Origin of the sequence: Salinivibrio sp. PR919 (assembly GCF_001995355.1) — a bacterium.
Classification (GTDB): Bacteria; Pseudomonadota; Gammaproteobacteria; order Enterobacterales; family Vibrionaceae; genus Salinivibrio; species Salinivibrio proteolyticus.
In genome coordinates, this window is record NZ_MUFL01000073.1 from 1 (window position 1) to 17224 (window position 17224).

A 17224-nucleotide genomic window follows, 5' to 3' on the forward strand; every position below is an offset into this window, starting at 1 on the left:
ATACTGCCCAGCACATCGACAAACGGAACATTGAGGCTAGCGGCCGCAAACGCTGCGGGCGCTTGGTTAAGTGCCGCGGCAACCAAGGTACCACCAGCGCTGGAGCCAACAGCCGCGACTGCACGTTGTCCATCTTGATAGCGGCCCATCGCTTTGGCGACATCAATAAAATCTTGGATGCCATGCTTTTTATTCATCCCGCTGCCCGCTTGGTGCCATGTTGCACCGTAATAGCCTCCGCCACGCACATGCGCAATCGCATAGATGACGCCTCTGTCCATTAGCGAGACGGTTTGCGGCATAAAATACGGCTTCATGGTAAAGCCATACGCGCCATATCCATAAAGCACGACTGGCGATGACGGGGTCAGCGCATCTTTACGATATGCCAAGGTGACAGGAATACGATGCGGTCCAACGTATAAGCGCTCAGAGTGATAGCGAGACGCGTCAAAGTCGGGGTAATGATCGGCACTGACTTCACGACGCGTGCCGGATTTAAGATCCAGCGCTTCCCATCGTGGTGGCTGTACGAGCGACATACTGCGAATAAACAACTGATTGCTCGCATAGTCGCCTCCGCGCGCAAACCAAGCGACCTGCCCTTGTGCCGCCAAAGGCTGCTTAACCACGCGCTCACCGTCTGCATTAAGTAAGATAAACCACTGCTCACCCTCTTGCTGTTGGGTGAGGACAATGCCATCTTCGAAGAGGTAAAACGTGTTTAATTCAGCGCCCGACTTGGGGGCATAAATGACTTGCCAATCGTTCGGCGTCGCGACGGCAGCACGATAAAACTGCTTGGTTCCTTGGTGGTTGCTCAGCATCCAAAACGCATCATCGGTCTTATCGAGGTAGTATTCGACATTGGGTTGGCGCGCTTTGAGCGGTGCAGACAGGCTGCCTTCATTCAGACGGAGCAGACGCTGTTCGGTCGACGATTCATTGTTGACTTGCACAATGGCCGTATCTGTGTGGCTAGCACGGTATACCGACAACAACCACGCAGGATCGACTTCTTCATACACCAGGCTATCGCCACCGATGGTGCCTATTTCATGGCGGAACAATTGATATGGGCGTGCAGTTTCCGCGTCTTTACCGACATAGTAGAGCTGCTGATTATCCGGCGACCAAATGACAGACGCATCAGCCTCGGTGGCAATAATATCGGTTTGCCCTGATTGGCAGTTGATCAGCACGATGCGGTAGTCTTCCTCACCGTGAATATCCTCGGCAATGGCGAGCCATTGTCCATTGGGACTTAACGACCAACTTCCCAGCTGGTAATACGCATGCTCAGCAGCTCGCGCCTCAATGTTGAGCAATGTCGACCCTTTTTCGCTGCCTGCTTCTTTTTCGCGAACAGCTTCTTTTTCGCGAACGGCTTCTTGTTTGCTGACGGCTTTGCGCATACGCAGCACGCGCTCACCATTAACCCGTGTTTGCAAAAATTCGCGACCATCGCGCGTTAACCAAGGTGTGGAGCCAGTTTTCGGTGTGCGCTGCCATTCATTCAACAACTCATCGCGAAGCGATTGACTCGCCATCAGAGACTGTTGTGCATGCTGATTTTGGCGTTCCAGATATGACCGAATTTTATCCTGTTGATGGGTCACATCTTGCAGCCACGAAAATGACGACAACGTATTCGTTTCATCATCGCTATGGCTCAATGACGACACAAACAAAAGCCCGATTAACAGCGTATTCACTAACTTCATGTTATAAAAACATTAAATTGGGGTAAGTTCAGGGCGCGCATCATAGATGCAAATACGATTGAGATCAATTATCATTTGTAACGTTATTTGAGGCAGATCTCATTCAGTCATATTGACTGCAATAACGCGTTGTTATTCAAGCTGTAACGAGATAAAAGGCAATGATGAAGCGAAAACGACCTATCACCCTACACGTGCCAACTCAAACACTTGGATTGCTGATAATCGTCGCACTCGTGTGTGTGGGTGTTCATTATTCGTCACTTGCCGAGACGTGGATGTGGCAGCGCAGTGCACTGGCTTCAGGCCAAGCGTGGCGCGTGGTGACGGGTAATTTTATTCATCACAACCTCTTCCATCTGCTGACCAACATGACGGGATTAGGCGTATTCGGCCTGATGTTTTATCGCCATATCAGCGCCGGTACGCTGGCGTCGCTGATCTTGTGGCTTGCGTGTGTGGTTGGTCTGGTGATGTGGTGGAGTCCCTATCAGCAGTATATGGGTCTATCCGGGGTGTTGTATGGATTATTTATGTATGGAGGAATAAGCACTATTCACACCCCTAGCGGGAAATGGATTGCCTTAATCACCAGCGTAAAGTGTGTGGGAGATGCGCTATTGGGCCAATCCCTGCCCATGCGTGCCGCGTTAGGTATCGATATTGCTCACCTCGCTCATGCTGGTGGAATCGTCGGAGCGCTGGCCTTTTTTGCCATCAAACAGCGAATCCAACGTAGAACCATATCATCTAAAAACACCGACCTTGCACTGTCTTAGTGGTCGGCGACTTTCATTCACCGCCATTTACCGCTATACCTACATCACTCTCGGTTGATAATAGGTGCCTTCTATGAAAGCGACACTGCCAGCACTCACGCTTGCTGCCATATTAATCTCTCCCGCCAGTAAGGCGTTTTTTGGTCAAGGTAATACCACCACGGATGTGATGACCCAAATGGCGACCCAATTTGCGGACGACCAGGCCAGTGAATCGCCGCTTGTACAAGCAATTACCGAGCAAGTGGATGTTAGCCCCACGCAAGCCGCAGGCGGCGCAAGTGCCCTGCTAGCGATGGCGGCGAATCAGCTCACTGGTAACCAGCAGCAAGAGCTGGCAAGTCTGCGTCCTGATTTATCCTCCCTCTCGTCATTACTGGGTGACAGTGGCATTGGCGATAACATTGGTTCGCTTGATAGTTTATATAACGTGGCTGACACACTCGGCATTGATGCGGCCACCTTGCAACAATTTGTACCGATTGTACTCGAGTATTTAGGCCAACAAGGCGCCAGTGAGGGTTTACTGAGCGCGCTAACAGGGCTTTGGCCTTAGCACTCGTTTTAACGTTTTTATTAACGCGCGGCGCTTAACCGCGCGTTAGTGCGTTCTCTCAAGCAAAACGGATCGAGACACGTTATCATAGCGGCCTTGTTGTTTTAGCCGGTGTGATTATGCCTGCCTTTTCATTGTCCGCGATCCCTATTGGGATCCGCTTTATGCTCCTTTCCGCGTTCGGCTTCGCGGTCATGTCGGCCTGTGTTAAATATGTCAGCCTACATGGTATCCCGCTTTTTGAGATTGTCGCTGCACGGGCGTTGGTGTCGCTTATCATCAGCTACACAGATGTCAAACGAAAAGGCTTGTCGCCCTTTGGCAATAATAAACCGCTACTATTGCTGCGCGGCGTATTAGGGACTGCCGCACTTATGTGCGTGTATTACGCCGTCACCACCCTACCGCTCGCCGAAGCCACTGTATTGCAATACATGCACCCCGTTTTTACTGCGGTACTTGGCTTTATCGTGCTGAAAGAGCGGTTACAAGGCGCCACCTTAGTATCCATTGCTCTGTGTTTGGGCGGCCTCTATCTGATGGTTCAACCCAACCTCAATACATCGATCGATAGCGCACTTCCGCCCTTTAGTGTCGCTATCGCATTACTGGGGGCCTTGGGAAGTTCGGTGGCCTACGTGATTGTACGAAAGCTCAGTCGCAGCGAAGACAGCTCGGTAATCATCCTATACTTCCCGATGGTCGCCCTGCCGGTCTCAATGGTGTTGATGTGGCCAGACTTTGTGATGCCAAGTTTGCCGCTCACATTCTTATTGGTGTTAGTAGGCGTGTTTACTCAAATCGGCCAGTATGGACTCACTAAAGCCATGCAAACACAGCAAGCTGGCGAAGCGTCAGCCTATGCGTATGTGCAAATCGTGTTTTCTACTTTAATTGGGATAGCGGTCTTTCAAGAACTGCCTTCCATATGGACGTATCTCGGTGGTGGGCTGATTGTGGCTGGCGCATTGTTCAATGCCTTGGGACACCGACTCTTCCGGCGACGTTTGGTGTAGTTCGCGCGTCGCGAGTTTTGTGAGTGACGCGCAAAATGGCCTCATAAGAGGCCATTTTGCTGTTCTTATTGCTTTTGCTGTTCAGGCAACGTGATGCATTTCTGCACGCGTTTCCGTCAGCGCGTTGATCGCCAAGCGTAAATCTTGCTCTAGGGTATGCAACCAAGCATATCGCTTGGTGTATAAACGTCGCTTACTGCCGCTAAGCTGGGTGACATCTTTGCGTATTGGCAGCATCGGCAAGGTATACATATATCGATTCAGTGGCATGCCATCATATTCACGCCAAAGCTTATCATAATCAAACGTCACCACATTCCGTTTAGAAGTGATGTAACGGATCGCTTTATAAATATGGCCATTATTAGACACCGCGTAGCAGCGCTCGGCACCCATAATACGACCCAGCATCAACACCAGCTCTAACATCAAAGCTTTGGTGCGTAACCCATGCGCCGTTTTCGTCAACATTTTAATGATCTGATGACGATCAGGTACGCTATCACTCGGACCTTGCAAGGCACCGATATAGAGTTCTCGCCCCTCACGATTAAAGTGGAACGAAATGCTGTACACGCCTTGCTTGCTCTCTACGTCATACAAGGACAAACCCAGCGCCCCTTCGCGAATTGCACCACGATAAAAGCGCACGCCATATTGACGGCCATTATTGGCAGTAAAGCTGACAAGAGGCAGACCCGCGACTGAGAAAATGGTGCTGCAATGACGGCCAAAGGTATTTGCCATAAAACGATAATGGTCATGCAGCATTGCAACCCGCTCAGACATGCTCAGTGAGACATTGAGGTACGGTTTGAGCGGTTTAGTGATCACTTCTGGATAGTCAGCCAATACCGGCGCCAAATACGGCTCGTTAAAAATCTCAATCATGCGTTCCAAGATGGTTGGAAATGCCGAACCCAACGCGCAAAAACGCCAGTTTTTACTTACTACACGCCATCCTTTGCTGTTCGGATAAATTCTTTCAGCCCACTCCACAAGGCTCATTCGATGCTGTTTACTGATATTCATCACGGCCAAACCCACTTCATTTTGTTGCATAAAACGCGTTAAAGAGGGTTGACTATAATCAGCAAATCAAAAAAAGGCTGTCGTGAGAATGTACGAGAGTGTCAGTGTTTGTCGGTGTCTATCAGAATTGCGTGGACGTTTTTGCGGTGGTAATGAAAGAGCGGATTGCCAAGCTCAACAATCCGCTAACAACTCTCTAATTATGTGCGGATATGTTTGATGGCACTGCTGAGTGAGTCAACATTATCTTTTAGATCGGAGACAATCGGACCCAATTGATCAATCGCTTCATTCATATCAACTGAAAGCGTCTTGATATTCGCGAGATTGCTAGAGATCTCGTCACTCACCGACAGTTGCTCTTCAGTAGCAGAAGCAATGGAAGAGTTAAGGCGGTGAATCTCGGCTGCGGATTCTTTTATGGTACCTAGCGCCTCATTAGCCGTTGTCATATTGTCACGCGTGGATGCGATTTTTTCAGCGTTAACACGAATGGTTTGGGTTGATTGCTCGGCTTTACCCTGCAAACTTCCAATCATGTCTTCAATTTCACCTGCCGATTTTTGCGTGCGTTGCGCTAGTGATCGCACTTCATCTGCCACCACTGCAAAACCGCGGCCTTGGTCACCTGCACGTGCCGCCTCGATAGCCGCATTAAGCGCCAATAGATTAGTTTGCTCGGCAATATCTTTGATCACATCCAATACATTACCGACATTGGTCGATTCATCCGCCAATTCTTGAATGACTTCAGATGTTTTGGTGAACTCAGTTTCCAAACTCCCAAACTCAAGTGTCGTTTTATCAAAGATTTCTTTACTGGTGGTCGTCTCTTTTTCTGTGCTTCCTGCGTATTTTTCAGCCATAGATGTATTTTCAGTCACTGTTGCCAATGCTGATGTCATCTCTTCCATTGCTGTAGCCGCCATTTCTAGTTCTTGGTTTTGTTGATTAGATACTTTGGCATTTTTGTCGGTAATATTAACCAAACTCTCTGTAATCTGTGAAATCATATGATTCACATTATTAATTTTTTCAATCGTTGAAGAATAACTAACAATAACTTTATTAACAGTACTACCAATCGTACCTATTTCATTATTCTTAGTGTCATCCACGCGTAGTGTTAAATCAGAATTATCATCCACTTGTTTGAGCGTTGACGCCATTCTATCAATCGGATTAACGACATTCCGTTTAGTGATGATATAACCTAACACTGCTATAACAACCACAACGACTAACGAAATATTCCCGATTAGTACCGTTTTTTTCACACTGGCGGCAGCGGCATCAAATTGCGCACTTGTGCGCTCTTCTAACGCAATAAAAAAGCTTTCGATGGGTTTCATGATTTTTGCTTTTTCTTGGTGATACTGAGAGCTATGCAATAGCTCAATCGCCATTTGTTTGTCGGGTTCACCACGAACGGTATAGTTACCGCCACTATCAGGATAGAGCCCTTTCACCGCATTCATGGCTTTGACTTCCATGTTGACTAATCCATCTGAGTTAGCTTGTGCTTGTTTTAAAAAATCAAACTCTTTTTCAGTGAACCCCAGATCTTTCATCCTCTGGTCTAGAGAGATAGTTTTACCATCTGGTTTAGGTTTTTGTCCGTAATTTAATACCAAATCCCAATAAATCGTATGATAGTTAACGGGCCGAGGTTTCTCACCGTTACGAATAGCTAGGATGTCCATATACATCTTTTCGTATTTATCGTCACCTGTTACAACATACGTTCGCCCCAGACGGGTTAAATCATCAGAGCTTTGCCTTAATTCATCGGCAGTTTGATACGAGGCATACCGAACTTGTGCCATTTCATCAACTTTATTCATCAGCCCATTTAGTTGGATGATCGTGACAAAACTAACAACAATTCCTGCACCAATAATAAAGAACACTAACTTCATGGTGTTATTGATGTTCATACCCAACTCCTAGCACTCAACATCCGTAAAAACATCTTTACTGAGTTAGCGTAGAAGAGAATCGCGGCTTAGGTTAGAAAATCTAGGCAATGATAACCATGCGACGAGTTACCTTTTGATTACTCAATAGAAATAAATCTAACGATAGACGTCGAGTTACATACCAAGCTACGAAAGAGTATAGTTAGTTGGTCATTTTGTAGAAAAACAAGACACCCTCACTAATGAACGAACCATTCATAATGCTCGTTCCGCTACCAATGCGATAGTGAACGATCCGCGGCCTGAATTTATCATTTCTAAGCTGCCTGTGCGGCAGTGAACTCCCCCCGCATAGGTGATAAAGACATTTTAATTTTCTAAGCTGCCTGTGCGGCAGTGAACGAGTTTAAGACCGTCATAAACACCCTACGAAATTTCTAAGCTGCCTGTGCGGCAGTGAACTTGATTACAAAAATCGAGTGTCAAAGAACCAATTTCTAAGCTGCCTGTGCGGCAGTGAACAATAACTTGTTATATTCTTGCGCTGACATGTTTTTCTAAGCTGCCTGTGCGGCAGTGAACAATAGAATAACGTAATAATCGTCAGTGACAACAGGCTGTTAGGATAAAAATGGCCTTTTACCCTTGTTAAAAAAGGGATTCCGTAACTAGCTGTATTTATTGTTTATTTTTAAGTGGCTAAAAAAGAAGGGTAAGAAGGTGCCGATTAGCTCTCCGTTAGATTGGCTCACGAATCGATGGTGAAGTCCTTGTGCAGGGCTTTCCAATGATTACGTAGCATCGCTTTGTGCTCCGTTAACATCGGTAATTGCGCAAGTTGATTTGGCCAGATATCTCTCGCCAAGTTGATCGTATCCAACAGATGCGGTTTGATCATTTGCCACGGCACACCCACATCTTGCGACCAGCGTTCAAAATGGCTCAAACCAATATCATACCAACGCTTACTTTTCGCCATTTTCAACGCAATGTTGTCATATTCAATATAAGGCTGCGTAAAGACCACATCATAAAGCGGTGCTAATCGCGGCAACATACGGTCGGGGTAACAGATCGTCCAGTTTTTTAAGTGCGCATCACCATTCCCGAGCAAGATATTAATCAGTAGCCTGCGTGCCATTTGCTGTATGTCTTCTCGCCCATTAGCGCTCTCGCGATATAACACTTTTCCCAACTGCTCATAATTCACTTTTTGATATTTATCTGAAGGATATAAGCCAAATACCTGTGCAAAATCCTCCGCATGTATTCGGCCATCCGACCCGCGATCAAAGCGTTGTATGCCATACGCAAGAGGCTCGTTTGGTAGCTGAATATTGGGTAAGCCCTCTAACTCAGCCACGTTGATCAAACGTATTTCAGGAACCACGGCGCCGGCCTGCGCAGTGAGCGTCATACACGTGAACTCATTGAGAGGCACGCCTTTATGCACGGTTGAGGGTGTTTTTATGATCCATGAGTCTTCATTGGCGTCGTGATCAATATGGTATCGACCATCACGGTGCGATGAAGAAAACTTCATTTGTACGCCGGCTAATGAAAACTTGTTATCAGCATGCTTAACATCAATCTGCTGCGGTGCGGTTGAGAGTCTTTGCGCCAATGCCCAACGCGGTAGCTCACCCGCTTTAATCGGCGTTGCAACAATGGCTCCGGGCAGGTTTTTTCCCATGTATGCCAGTATCGCGAATTCATTGTTTGTGTGACACTGTAATGCCTTTGACACGACGTCTCTCAATGCGCCTTCTGGGAGCAAATTGGAGAGCACTGGCGGCAGTTTGTCCGTGCGAATTTGTGGTGTATGTAAGTATTGCGGATCGCGACGTTGCCTTAACGAAAAAGTCAAACGCTCATGCTGAGAGGTGGCGATAAACGCCGGATTGAACGTGAGAATATTCTTCCCGCCCGCGTAGTGCGTAACAACAGCTACATCAACGCCATGCAGTTGAATGTTCAGCCCCTCAACGTCTTCACTGGTTTTGGTCATCGCTATGATCCGTCCCTAACCAAAAGTCGAGATCGTCGTTATCATCATCTTTATAACGATCGAGGTTTACCGACTCATCAACCATCTGAGATGCTTTGGGCTCGAGCGTTAATGTCAGGTCGAGCCCTTCAAGCACGCGCAGCAAAGTCGATAACCGAACATCACTCCCCGCCTCTACTCGCTGATACTGCTGTTGTTTCATGCCAATACGCATGTACATGTCAGACTGCTCTAGCCCAAGTGATTTGCGACGGGCTTGCAATGCGCGCGCTATATCTTTTAGTGACACCATCACACCCCCAAACAACTTTAATATTGTATTATGGCTCACAAACAACATATTAGTTGTTCTTTAAGAAATTACAACGTATTCATTGTTTAAATAAGTCACAACATCAAGACTAGCATGGTGCATTTATATCGGTTGATATAAGCGCTAATCGTGACAGGCGCCCATTGACAGTTTTTATATATCCAACACCGTAGCGGCGCTTGTGTCACCTACGCTGCCTATGCGGCAGTGAACCATAGAATAACTTAACAATCATCTGTTACAACAGGCCGTTAGGATAAAAATGGCCTTTTACCCTTGTTAAAAATCGCTTTCCGTAACGATTTGTATTTATTGTTTATTTTTGAACGTCCAAAAAAGAAGGGTCGCAAGGGTATCAACTTATCACATATGTTGAAGCAGAGCCGTCTTAAGTCACGCCAGATATGCCAGTTCTAAACATGTTGCAAGGCGCGACATTTTGTCGCATATTAACCAATAAAGATTTATAACCGAGGTAGTGAATCATGCCAACCAGTGTACGGTTAGATGATGAGTTTGTGTCAGATGTAAAAGTGTATGCAGAGGCTGAAATGCGCTCTGTGCCCAAGCAAATTGAGTACTGGGCAAAAATCGGGAAAATCATGACTGAGAACCCTGATTTACCCTACAGCTTTGTGCAAGAGGCGCTAATTGCATCTGAAGAAGTTAAACTTGGTAAGGTAAAACGTTATGAGCGACGGACCCCAAAACAATCCGATTGATGTTTTCGTCTCTCGTGTTTTTGAAAAGCAGATGAACAAGTTGTCCGAGGCGCAATGTGAAGTGGTCGAGGACGAGATAGACAGAATCATTGAAGATCCCACGCTTGGCACCCAGAAAAAAGGCGATCTGTCTTATCTTTGGGTGCACAAGTTCAAGCTCGATAGGCAAGAAGTGTTACTGGGCTACGCTTGGATTGAAAACAAACTCGAGCTCTATCTGCTTAATATCAGCTCGCACGAGAATTTCTACGCGACGATGAAAAAGCGCAGAAAAGCTGACTTAAAGATCATCGGCGCGACGCCGAATCCACGCTAGCGGCGCACCCTAATAACCAATCGAGCTGAGTTTATTCTGAAAGTCCAGCACTTGTTGCAAATCTTGTTGAGTTTGATTTTCTTCTGCTGTAATTTTTGCGATTTCATCATCAAGTGCTCGAATCTGAGCATTGAGGATTTCGGTAATCACCAGCTCAGAAGTATTGCCATACTCACGTTTAACCACTGAACAGATCTCATCAACTGCCTGATATAAACTAACAGCCGCTTGACGCTCTTGAGCGTTTTGCTTATCTTGCGCCTTGCCTTCGCTATACAAATCCCATAACGCGGTAAGTAGCTGAACAGCGATTGCACCTTTTCCTGCCCATTTACCGAGCGTTTTCTCCCATCGTCCTTTTAAACCCGGGATCTTTAACTTACGACCTTGGAGTAATAAACCCTTGATATTGTCAGCTGAGCCCATATTTCCAAGCCCTCTAGCCACCTTGTCTAGATACTCAGAATTATTTGAGCTCAAGCTTTGTTGTAAGCGGTAAGAAACCTCAACGTTTAGTAGACCCTTAACTTCACCCAAACTATCGTTGATCCACGCTTCTAGCTTGTCTCCAATTGGGTCAATTAAACGCTGTAACTGGCTATCAAGTTGCGCTTGATCTTGTGTACTCTGTATACAGCCACTGATATCAGACTTCATCAACATCAGTTCATGACTGATCATATTTCTTGCTTCTATTACTAACGATCGTTGGCGACTTACAAGCATTTGCTTATCTTCTCGGCAACGCATCAATAGCTCGTTATGTTCTGTGGTGTCCTTCGTGGACAGTTGGTTTACCGCTGGCTGGTACCAAAGTTCATTGACTGCACTCTGAATTGCTGACAGTTGATTGTCTTGGTTGTCTGTTGATTTTAACCAGTCATTAAACACCTCAATGAACTCACTGTAACCAGAGCGTTCAAGCAACTGAGTGTGATTATCTTTTAAACGTCCCGTCAATGCCGTTTTCGCATTCATTGGTAACACTTTAATATGCTGAATGCTTTCATTACTCACGCCATATTCAGAAGCTTTATGACAAAGAACCTGAAGGATCTTCTGATAAGCTGTTGCTTTATCTGAATCGTTCGTAAGCTGATGGTTAAGTACAATGAAAATTTTCTTATTCAGCTTAATCATTTCAAATAATCGATGATAAAGGTCCTTTGAATCTTGGTCCCCTTCTCGGATGACAAACAACATCACTTGAGTACGTTTAATCTGCTCAATTGTAGTCTGTTCATGCTCAATGGGAGCGTTGACGCCTGGAGTATCTAAGAGTCGATACCCGTTCCAATCATAGTAATCAACCGTGTCGGTGGTCGGAATGTCATTTACGGTTGCTTTCTCTTGACCAATAAGCACATTGATCAATGTACTTTTGCCTGCGTTATACGCACCATAAAGCATTACTTGCAGAGTGTTATCATCTAGCTTTTCTTTTAACTCGGCATAAACACGATCAATCTGATTATTCGGATGATAGGCGCCAACTAAACACTTTGATTCATCAAGGTTCTGAGTTATTTCATCAAATGGATTTCTCATAATTTATACCTTCAATGCTTGAGTTTTTGAAGCACAGTTTTCAATCGCAATTACTATGGAATCAGCGTATTGCTGTAAGGGCATGAAAGATGTTTGCACATCACGAAAGACGTGTTCTACCAATTGTGGCAATTGCTGACGTACTGCTGCTGATGTGGTTAGGATGACTTGATCTGGCGATACCCCAACCGCTTCTTTGTGAGTGGATATTTCGACAAAGATTCGTTCACCGAGTTTATTGCCGCCAAAAGAGCCAATCGCACCACCAATCAAAGCACCAATAGGTCCACCCACCGCAAACCCAGCAGCTGCCCCGCCTAATCCAGCAGCACTCGAAGCGATACTCGACGCTCGCCTACCCGTGACCTGTTTGACGTCAATAGTGATATCATCAAAATCACCTAAACTGCCACTCGACAGATCGCCTGAAACACGCTGAATATTGTTAACGTAGCCAGATAGCTCCTGCGTCAACGTATTGCTGATTTGCTCTTCAATCAATTGGTTTAGCTCACGACTTATCGCTTCTTTATCACGGTTGTTCATGTGCTTATCGACGATTAAGGGTACTTCACACAGTACGTTATCAAGAATCTGGCTCAACATCACATTTTGCTTTTGGCGTAAGTTATACGTTGTTTTTGTTAGTAGTTGCTGCAACTCTTGCACTTGCGGTAAAACATTTTCATTCAATGAATGCAGTACTTCACCATCCAAGAAGTTAATCATTTGGCGCTTAGCTTTAACCACCTTATATTGGTTAGCTTCGTTCACTATTACTACCAGGCGTTCAAACAGCGCTTGCAAGCCAGCCTCTTGTAATGCGTTCTCAGAGGTCGCTGTAAGTGTTTTGTACGCATGAACCGATACGGATACCGCTTCTTTCAAATCATCAACACCGCCTAATGCCGTAACTCGGCTATGCACATCTTCTTGCTGCAATTGGCGAACTTGGGCTGATTTATTTTCCACTTTTTGGATAAGGTCTTCCGCCTCATCACACCAATCCTCTACCAATACGTCACTTTTCGTGATGACGGGTTGTAATGGTTTTTTCTTTTCAAGCTCAAGCTTGAGATCTTGCAATTCTTGTACTTGCCCTGGAGAACTTGATGGCGTAAGCCATAAAATAGCGTCTGCGCTGTCGGTATAGCGACGAGTGAGATCACCGTTTTCATCCACTATCGAGTGAAGCCCCGGTGAATCTAATAGCACCAAGTTTGAGCCCAGCTCTACACCTTGGATCTGAGCGGTAGTTTCGGTAACACCTTCGGCAAACGCACCCTCAAAATATTTAACTTTGCCGTCTTTAAAGCAAAAACGCTTAATCTGTTCAGGAGCAAATAGACCCGTTAAGTAATTACAAAACGAGCTTTTACCTGCATTCACTTTGCCAAATACAAGTAAAATAACACGATCAGCAAACTGCTCGCTGAGCGCTCGCATTGGTGACGCCTCTTCTAATTTTGCATCCCAACTTAGTACGCCTTGATAGATGGAAGCCTTTAGTTGTGTTGCCAATTTAAACAATGGATGCTGCTCATTGATATGCTTACTACTAAACTGAGCTGCTTGGGTAAGCTCTACAACCAAAGCGGATTTTATTTCAACTAGATCCTGCTCTTTATCCGATATGTATTTGAAGTCTGACTTAAATTTTTCTAACGCAGTAAGAAACGGGTTGCTATTGGTCATTTTTCCATTCTCTTACAAATTGATTAAATCGTTTTCAAGCTGCTTCATCTCTTCTATCTGATTACTAATCTGTTCGATTTGTCGTGCCTGTTTAGTCGATTTTTTGCTTTCTTGAAATGCTTGAATTACCATACCTTCAAGATTGCTATTTTTTGATGCCGCGACTAATGAGTCTGCTGAAATCGATAAACTATATTTATTAATAAAACGATTGGCGTGCGCTCGATTTTGTTCTGTAATTTTCCGCTCTTTTTCTTCTCGTTCGGCTTGTGCTCTTTTTGCTTTTCGTTCAGATTCTGCTCTCCCTCTCTCTCGCTCTAATTCTCGTGAGCTCGAGCTAGTACTCGAACTTGAATCATCATCAGATAATGCGGCACCGACAATACCAACGACACCTACCACTGCAGCCCCAATTAACCAAGGAATAGCCATAATTAACTCCTACTATTTACATTACTGTTCTTGGTTAAACCAAGTCTGCTAATAATTGTTTTACGTCACGCTTTAACATACTAAGTTCACTGCTCTGCTGAGAGCGTAGCCCTTTTAACTCTGCATTCAATGCCTCTTTTTGCGCAGAAAAATCCAGCAATAGTTTAGACTTCAAGCGTTTCATTTCTTTCTTGCGTAATTCATCAACCTCAGACACTAAAGTAGCAGTCAGATCAAAGAGCGCATGGATACCACTCTTTTCGCAGAAAACCGCTTTGTCCTCTTGAAGACCTCTGTTATAACGATGCGCTGACACAGAAATGATTTGTAAATCACGTAAATCAAGACTCCCTAGTAATTGTTGGCGAATTTTCTCCTCAACAATAGCTACTTCATCGGCAGACTTTTGATCGATTTGCGTTAAGACTAAAARCATCTTCTTACTGTAATTCTTGTCCTGACGTGCTAATTGTTGGAAAATTTGCATCTCATATTTATCTAGCTCACCCGCTTGAGCTTGGTGAACTAAAAACAAGTAGTCAGCCATTTCAAACGCACCTTTAATGGCAGATTTGTCATCTTCTTTACGTACATCGGCATCAAGCCCAGGGGTGTCAATCCAAATAACATGTTCTTGTTCAAGCTCTTTGTTCTCAATGGTTTCGCGTTTATCTTCTACTTTGAAAACCGCATCTCCTACCATTGCATTTAATAATGTACTTTTTCCATGATTATATTTCCCAAACACTGCTATACGTGGTTTAGTCGCATTGTTTTTCAAGTACAGCAAACGGTTTACATTCTGCTCATTCGTTGGTAAAAACTGCAATAGTTTATGTTTGTCCATTTTTTAACTTAACTCTGTAATGACTTGGAAGTTCGGATTCCAATTGCATGTAATTGCAAACTTCAGCATTTTTAAGGTAGTAATCTGTTAATGAAAACTGGTTTTCAAAAAGCTTCTGATACCCTTCATCAATTCGGCACATTAAAGCTCGCTCTTGATATATTGTGCAGCCAACATCAGCATTCAAGTACAAGCAAATACCATCACCATTGTGAAAGATTTTCAACTCAGGTACATGTTGAATTTGTTGGCAACACAAGCCGCAACGGGTGCACGGGTAACTCATAGGTGGATCAATGCTTCACCTTGGGTGAATAGAGATAAGATATTCTTAGACCACTCACGATAAACAATCGCCAAGTTTGGATTGAGTCCAAAGTGCGTAATCATATCATTCAATAGTTGCTGCTCTTGCTTGGCAACTTCTCCATCCGCATAAATAAGCGCCATTAACTCAAGTAACGCAATTTTCTGATGGCTATCACACTCAAAAGTATTGAGCACTGATGCTAGATCAAACCTTACTGCATCGTACTCAATATCGTCAATTTGCATTTCCATACAGTACTTCGCAATCAAGACTTCTTCTTCCATTGAAAAGTCATTGTCAGAATGCGCAACATGATGGGCAAGAGCAAGAAATGCTTCCTTTTCATCTGTTGATAAACGGTTCAAAAACATATTCGTTCCTATGGTAATTTAAAATATAGTTTTTTCTGATATAGTTTCGATTTTAATATAACACTTGAGATAAAAGTTAAACCTAACACTTAAGCAGTGCATTTTAATTTTTCACATCCTTGAAACTTATCACATTTTGCACTGAAAAACAGAATAAAATCGACCAGTATTGCACTGGATGTATCCGAGTTTCCACACCTAATTTAGAAATAAACCGCTTCGTACAACTGACCCAACGTTTCAGCAATCGTCGTTGATGTTCTGATACAACGGTTATGAAGCTCTGACTACCGAATTCGAGTCATAAAAGCTGGCTACGTGAGCGAGAACGAATCCAATGACAACTGACCGCGGTGCTGCGGCTGGCGGTTTTGCTCAGCATTTTTCGCACCGTGTTTAAGCCATCTTCGGTGATCAGTGTTTGCCAGGTGTTATCACCAATTCGGTTAGCAAAGGCATCAAGCACGCGGCGAGTTTTCTTCAGTGCCTTTTTCTCGCACTGAGAAATAAAGGTCACCATCATCGTTGCGGCTCCGTCATCTCATCGTCGGAGTCGTTTTGCAACGCAATGGCTTTGATGGTGTTGAACATAAAGTCCATCGCTYTGTGTTCAATAAAGGCTTGCAGAACTTGCTGGCGAAACTCTTGTTCGGTGGCGTTTTCTTTAGCGCATATAAACGCCCAAGGCAGCACGATGGCATCTTTGATTAAGTCCGCGGCATCAAACACCAGCGCGCCGCGACGGGTTTTGCCATGCATCACCGCAAATCCGTGCGGGATCCCAAGCACCCATAAACAACTCGCCGCCAAGCCATAAGCTAGGTAATTGCCATGATTTAAAAAGCGGTTGGCGAGATCGTCCGCCTCATGCTGGCGTTTAAAACCGTTTTTTTGCGTGCGATTGGCAGCGTGTTTGTAGAGCGCTTTGGTGAGCTGCGCTTCGGTAAGCAATAAATCAGCCGGCTTGCTGGCTTTGTCGGTTCGCGCCACAAAGGTATCGAGTGCGCCGGCCAATTCGGCGACATCAAACCCTTCAAGCTTGAGCTCACGGCTAGCTTGCCAGACCTGCTTTAAGTAACTCAGGCGTGCCAGCTGAAAAGTTCGCGCAGCGTCCAATCGCTTTTGATCATCAAACCAAAATGACAACCACCCTTGCAGAAATTCAGTAGGTCGATACTCGCTTTGCGGTGTAAACCACTCAACCTCAGTTGCCATATGCAGTGGTGTACCGCCACCTCCGCAGAAGCCAACTAACACGCCCGCTTGCGAGAGCATACGCATCGCCGCTTGGGTGATTGATGTGCCAGTCCCGAGCAACAACACCGTGGTATTGGCAATGGGGATATTAAAGTAGAGGTTTTCGCGTTTCGCCTCCGCCAAGTACAACACACGCCCGTCTTTTTGCATCACACGGCAATGCTCGAGGTAGTACATATTGGCGCGTTTAGAATGAAGGATGGTTTTAAGATCCGAGGGCGAGAGATCGTCCATGGATGTCCCTTTCGTGATTGTCCCGAGTGACAAGGCACATCACTCACAAGCGCTAGAAAGGTAACAAAAATAGCAATGCATGCCCGTGAAACAAGGCACAGTTTAGGGTTTGAAGGGAGATCGCTTTATTAATGTAGATGTAAGT

The 17224-nt window shown here is 45.2% G+C and carries 17 protein-coding genes, 1 pseudogene and 1 CRISPR repeat array; of the genes and pseudogenes, 5 read left to right on the plus strand and 13 right to left on the minus strand.

Annotated features, from left to right (window positions below):
* On the minus strand, positions 1–1724 hold a 1724-nt coding region (locus BZG83_RS12780), incomplete at its 3' end, for a prolyl oligopeptidase family serine peptidase (protein ID WP_077481074.1).
* A 161-nt stretch (positions 1725–1885) separates the two neighbouring features.
* Between BZG83_RS12780 and rrtA the strand changes: the two genes are divergently transcribed.
* The 3 genes from rrtA (at position 1886) to BZG83_RS12795 (ending at position 4075) form a co-directional block, all read left to right on the plus strand.
* The gene (gene rrtA / locus BZG83_RS12785) at positions 1886–2503 is read left to right on the plus strand and encodes a rhombosortase (protein WP_077481076.1); all 618 of its coding nucleotides are present in this window, start codon (positions 1886–1888) and stop codon (positions 2501–2503) included.
* Between the two features lie 73 nt (positions 2504–2576).
* Positions 2577–3059 carry a DUF2780 domain-containing protein gene (locus tag BZG83_RS12790; protein WP_077481078.1) on the plus strand — a complete coding sequence of 161 codons (483 nt, stop codon included), beginning with the start codon at positions 2577–2579 and terminating at the stop codon, positions 3057–3059.
* A 119-nt stretch (positions 3060–3178) separates the two neighbouring features.
* Positions 3179–4075: a DMT family transporter gene (locus BZG83_RS12795; protein ID WP_077481080.1), complete on the plus strand. Its 897-nt coding sequence runs from the start codon at positions 3179–3181 to the stop codon at positions 4073–4075.
* 81 nt (positions 4076–4156) lie between these two features.
* Here the strand turns inward: BZG83_RS12795 and BZG83_RS12800 are convergent, their stop codons facing one another.
* From BZG83_RS12800 to BZG83_RS12815, 4 genes are all read right to left on the minus strand, one after another.
* Positions 4157–5137, minus strand: coding sequence for a VirK/YbjX family protein (locus tag BZG83_RS12800; RefSeq protein ID WP_131825088.1), 981 nt, complete (start codon positions 5135–5137; stop codon positions 4157–4159).
* Between the two features lie 170 nt (positions 5138–5307).
* Positions 5308–7044 carry a methyl-accepting chemotaxis protein gene (locus BZG83_RS12805; protein WP_077481082.1) on the minus strand — a complete coding sequence of 579 codons (1737 nt, stop codon included), beginning with the start codon at positions 7042–7044 and terminating at the stop codon, positions 5308–5310.
* 296 nt (positions 7045–7340) lie between these two features.
* Positions 7341–7608: a CRISPR direct-repeat array (repeat unit 28 nt; unit sequence TTTCTAAGCTGCCTGTGCGGCAGTGAAC).
* Between the two features lie 166 nt (positions 7609–7774).
* Positions 7775–9034, minus strand: a complete 1260-nt coding sequence (locus tag BZG83_RS12810) for a type II toxin-antitoxin system HipA family toxin (RefSeq protein WP_077481084.1) — start codon at positions 9032–9034, stop codon at positions 7775–7777.
* A complete protein-coding gene (locus BZG83_RS12815) occupies positions 9018–9326 on the minus strand; it encodes a helix-turn-helix domain-containing protein (RefSeq protein WP_077481105.1) in 309 nt (102 codons plus the stop codon). The genes BZG83_RS12810 and BZG83_RS12815 overlap by 17 nt, the downstream gene beginning before the upstream one ends.
* A 506-nt stretch (positions 9327–9832) precedes the next feature.
* Here BZG83_RS12815 and BZG83_RS12820 point away from each other — a divergent pair.
* A complete protein-coding gene (locus BZG83_RS12820) occupies positions 9833–10069 on the plus strand; it encodes a TA system antitoxin ParD family protein (RefSeq protein WP_077481086.1) in 237 nt (78 codons plus the stop codon).
* A complete protein-coding gene (locus tag BZG83_RS12825) occupies positions 10038–10385 on the plus strand; it encodes a type II toxin-antitoxin system RelE/ParE family toxin (protein ID WP_077481088.1) in 348 nt (115 codons plus the stop codon). The genes BZG83_RS12820 and BZG83_RS12825 overlap by 32 nt, the downstream gene beginning before the upstream one ends.
* A gap of 9 nt (positions 10386–10394) precedes the next feature.
* Here BZG83_RS12825 and BZG83_RS12830 read toward each other — a convergent pair whose 3' ends face one another.
* The 8 genes and pseudogenes from BZG83_RS12830 to cas1f form a co-directional block, all read right to left on the minus strand.
* On the minus strand, positions 10395–11933 hold the full coding sequence (locus BZG83_RS12830; protein WP_077481090.1) for a GTPase: 1539 nt from the start codon (positions 11931–11933) through the stop codon (positions 10395–10397).
* Positions 11934–11936: 3 nt separating this feature from the next.
* On the minus strand, positions 11937–13628 hold the full coding sequence (locus BZG83_RS12835) for a dynamin family protein (protein WP_077481092.1): 1692 nt from the start codon (positions 13626–13628) through the stop codon (positions 11937–11939).
* A gap of 12 nt (positions 13629–13640) precedes the next feature.
* Positions 13641–14060, minus strand: coding sequence for a hypothetical protein (locus BZG83_RS12840; protein WP_077481094.1), 420 nt, complete (start codon positions 14058–14060; stop codon positions 13641–13643).
* A 34-nt stretch (positions 14061–14094) separates the two neighbouring features.
* Positions 14095–14907: a GTPase gene (locus BZG83_RS12845; RefSeq protein ID WP_077481095.1), complete on the minus strand. Its 813-nt coding sequence runs from the start codon at positions 14905–14907 to the stop codon at positions 14095–14097.
* Positions 14894–15193: a YkgJ family cysteine cluster protein gene (locus BZG83_RS17135; RefSeq protein WP_077481097.1), complete on the minus strand. Its 300-nt coding sequence runs from the start codon at positions 15191–15193 to the stop codon at positions 14894–14896. Before BZG83_RS17135 ends, BZG83_RS12845 begins: the two co-directional genes overlap by 14 nt.
* Positions 15190–15588 carry a hypothetical protein gene (locus tag BZG83_RS12855; protein WP_077481099.1) on the minus strand — a complete coding sequence of 133 codons (399 nt, stop codon included), beginning with the start codon at positions 15586–15588 and terminating at the stop codon, positions 15190–15192. The genes BZG83_RS17135 and BZG83_RS12855 overlap by 4 nt, the downstream gene beginning before the upstream one ends.
* A 304-nt stretch (positions 15589–15892) precedes the next feature.
* Positions 15893–16111 (minus strand): annotated as a pseudogene (locus BZG83_RS12860) (hypothetical protein); the annotation flags it as partial.
* Complete coding sequence (gene cas1f, locus BZG83_RS12865; protein ID WP_077481101.1) at positions 16108–17079, minus strand: type I-F CRISPR-associated endonuclease Cas1f; 972 nt, start codon at positions 17077–17079, stop codon at positions 16108–16110. The gene cas1f and the pseudogene BZG83_RS12860, both read right to left, overlap by 4 nt.
* Positions 17080–17224 lie beyond the last annotated feature (145 nt).

What these genes read in the sequence shown, in the direction of transcription:
- BZG83_RS12840 (WP_077481094.1), bottom strand. Translation starts at nt 14,060, where the DNA reads ATGGCTATTCCTTGGTTAATTGGGGCTGCAGTGGTAGGTGTCGTTGGT.
- rrtA (WP_077481076.1), top strand. Translation starts at nt 1,886, where the DNA reads ATGATGAAGCGAAAACGACCTATCACCCTACACGTGCCAACTCAAACA.
- BZG83_RS12825 (WP_077481088.1), top strand. Translation starts at nt 10,038, where the DNA reads ATGAGCGACGGACCCCAAAACAATCCGATTGATGTTTTCGTCTCTCGT.
- BZG83_RS12820 (WP_077481086.1), top strand. Translation starts at nt 9,833, where the DNA reads ATGCCAACCAGTGTACGGTTAGATGATGAGTTTGTGTCAGATGTAAAA.
- BZG83_RS17135 (WP_077481097.1), bottom strand. Translation starts at nt 15,193, where the DNA reads ATGAGTTACCCGTGCACCCGTTGCGGCTTGTGTTGCCAACAAATTCAA.
- BZG83_RS12830 (WP_077481090.1), bottom strand. Translation starts at nt 11,933, where the DNA reads ATGAGAAATCCATTTGATGAAATAACTCAGAACCTTGATGAATCAAAG.
- BZG83_RS12810 (WP_077481084.1), bottom strand. Translation starts at nt 9,034, where the DNA reads ATGACCAAAACCAGTGAAGACGTTGAGGGGCTGAACATTCAACTGCAT.
- BZG83_RS12855 (WP_077481099.1), bottom strand. Translation starts at nt 15,588, where the DNA reads ATGTTTTTGAACCGTTTATCAACAGATGAAAAGGAAGCATTTCTTGCT.
- BZG83_RS12835 (WP_077481092.1), bottom strand. Translation starts at nt 13,628, where the DNA reads ATGACCAATAGCAACCCGTTTCTTACTGCGTTAGAAAAATTTAAGTCA.
- BZG83_RS12795 (WP_077481080.1), top strand. Translation starts at nt 3,179, where the DNA reads ATGCCTGCCTTTTCATTGTCCGCGATCCCTATTGGGATCCGCTTTATG.
- BZG83_RS12805 (WP_077481082.1), bottom strand. Translation starts at nt 7,044, where the DNA reads ATGAACATCAATAACACCATGAAGTTAGTGTTCTTTATTATTGGTGCA.
- BZG83_RS12790 (WP_077481078.1), top strand. Translation starts at nt 2,577, where the DNA reads ATGAAAGCGACACTGCCAGCACTCACGCTTGCTGCCATATTAATCTCT.
- BZG83_RS12800 (WP_131825088.1), bottom strand. Translation starts at nt 5,137, where the DNA reads ATGCAACAAAATGAAGTGGGTTTGGCCGTGATGAATATCAGTAAACAG.
- BZG83_RS12815 (WP_077481105.1), bottom strand. Translation starts at nt 9,326, where the DNA reads ATGGTGTCACTAAAAGATATAGCGCGCGCATTGCAAGCCCGTCGCAAA.